Origin of the sequence: Methanobrevibacter sp., assembly GCF_045636185.1 — an archaeon.
Lineage (GTDB): Archaea > Methanobacteriota > Methanobacteria > Methanobacteriales > Methanobacteriaceae > Methanocatella.
Genome location: NZ_JAZTXC010000130.1, coordinates 1 through 2,765, shown reverse-complemented (window position 1 = coordinate 2,765; position 2,765 = coordinate 1). Strand labels below are relative to the sequence as shown.

General features: G+C 32.1%; 1 protein-coding gene. It reads right to left on the bottom strand.

What is annotated here, in order from left to right:
- Nucleotides 1-295 precede the first annotated feature (295 nt).
- Nucleotides 296-2,765: Ig-like domain-containing protein (locus ACKI3Q_RS07530; RefSeq protein WP_407415805.1), on the bottom strand; the 2,470-nt coding region annotated here is incomplete at its 5' end.

Here is a 2,765-nt window from a genome sequence, read left to right as displayed (position 1 = left end):
TTAAATTTAGGCATTCTTAAATATGCAAATACTTAAATACTAATTATAACAAAATATTGATTGTAACATCTCCCGTGTTACTTAAAAAAAATCATTTTAGTATATGTTTCGTTAATCGGAACATATACCTAATTCAAATTTGCTCTTTTTCTAGAAAAAATTAATTTTTATATTAGATTATTCTTTCCATAATCAATAATCCAATTGTATTTTATCAATACAGAAAATAAAATCTTGTAAATTGTTCTATTTCAGTTTAAAAAAAAAGAAAAAATAGAGGTTAAAAGATTAACCCCTAAGATGTGACAGTTACCGTGTTTGCAATACTTGAACCATTATATGATGAAGTGATAATGTATTTACCTACCATCAAATTAATGTTTAGTTTAACAATACCATCATCACCACTTGTACGAATGTAAAATACACCATTAATGTTGAATGATACATTGGTATTGGCTAAAGGTTTTCCATGACCGTCAACAACGTTTACAGTAAATGGAGTTTTTTCACCATATTTTTTAGTCAAATCTTGTGCATAAAGCACAGGAAGTATCTTAATATTGTTTGAAACCATACATCCATTATACATAGCAGTGATGATATAATCACCAGGATTTAAGTTTAAGTTTAGCTTTGCAATTCCCTGATCATCGGTTTTACGTTCATACATCACACCATTAATATTGAACGTGACAGTTTCACCAGCACCGGCAACATTACCGTCCTGTTTGATTACTTTAACCGTATATCCAGTACCGTTTTTGAAATACATTTCAATATCCTTATTTTCAGCCAACAAAGGTTTGATTTCAATATTATTAGCTAATCTTTCATCAGTATCTGTTCTCATAGCAGTTATTGTATAATTGCCCGGATTAAGGTTTAAAGCAAGAGCAGCTGTTCCAACAGCATTGGTTGTACGATGATAAATTACACCATTAATGTTTAAATCAATATTAACATTAGCTACAGGTTTATTATCTTTCATTACAGCAACAAGATATTTGGTTCCGTCCTTATACATCATTACAATATCATTTCCAGCCAGCGTTGGTTTAATAGTAACTGTTGAGTTAGCGCTTGAAGCTCTGTATTTGGAATCCCCTTTAAATACAAATGATGCATCATATGTTCCGGCATCCAAATTCAAAGCAGAAGAAACTTGACCATTAGCATCACTTATTCTATCACGAGTAACACCATTAATAGTTACAGCAACAGTTATGTTGGATAAAGGTTTTCCATTTGAATCAGTAATTGTTCCAACTAATCTGGTTCCATCTTTAACATACATTGTAATATCATTAGCTGTAATTTTAGTGGAAGTTTTAGAAGCATCCATTACAGTTAAGGTAGCATTTCCAATAGCCTGATTATAATTATCGCTTTCAGTCACTGTTGCAAAAATAGTATAAGTGCCTTCAGCAAGTGAAGCTGGAATTTGTCTATTTAAAACAGCTTTACCATCCTTATCCGTATTTGCAGATCCTATAAAGTTAGCATTTCTTTGGAATTTAACTTCAACATCAGCAATAGGCTGACCGTTTGAATCCATTACAACAGCAGTGAATGGAACTGTGTCTCCTGCATTAGCAGATACATCTTCAACATCAATATTTACATTTGCCTTGATAATTTCCAAATTAGCAGTGATTTCTTCTGATTTGACATTCGGTTTGCTTAAAACAGCAGTAATAGTGTAGTTTCCAACATTATAGTTTTTATTTAATGTGTAGGTTAAACTGGCTTGACCATTATTGACTGTAGCATTTCCTATAATCAAATCACCTAATCTGAATTGTGCATTAGCGCCGTTAGCAGCATTTTTTGTTTTGACAGTAACAGTAAATTTAGAATTATATTCTGCAGTTACATTATCCATTACTATATTATCAAAAGTTGATTCATAATTATCATGGACAATATTTCCTTTAGAATTGTTTACTCCATCATCACCTGAACCTTCCTTACCTTTAAGGTAATTGTAAGTTACATTGTTTCCGGTTGCTGCAACAGATAAATCTACAGGATAACCATTTTCTGTTGTGATGATATTTGAATCAATAAGGTTTCCTTTAGATACACCTTCGAAATATATTCCTGAATTTGGAGCTTTTAGGGAATCGCGAACAACGAAGTCAAGTGAAGAGCCATCACCGTTTGATGTTATTGTATTATTTTGAATTACATAATTGCTTGATTTAATAGCTGCAATTCCTGAAATAATCTTTCCGTCACCAGTGATTATGTTATTTTCAATTACATTGTCATCTGACACGAATCCTTCAATTCCATAACCGACCTCACTATCAAATACAATATTGTTTCCGGTAATTGTAGAATCGTGAGACATTTCTAAAACAATACCATAAACGGTACGTCCGCAATTTAAAACAACATTGTTGTCAGTTATTTTTGTATCGTCACAATCCTGGCCTAAAATTAATCCTTCACCGACATTAGGACCACTTATATAAATATCATTAGATATGAAAGTGTTGTTAATAGCTGTGGTTGCTGCATATTCTCCTGTTGGGTGAGCAAGAGCACCTGCACCATACAAGCAATTATCCAAACCTGTGACATTAATTTTGTTTTTGGAAATTATGTTGTTGTCACAATCATAGTAGAAATCAATACCGACAAGAGAATTGGTTGAGTTTACTGCTAAGGACTGGTTTACAAGAGAAGTTACACTTACATCATTTTCAACCAGTGTATTGTTGGATGATTTAATCATCAAAATACCATATGTTCTGTAC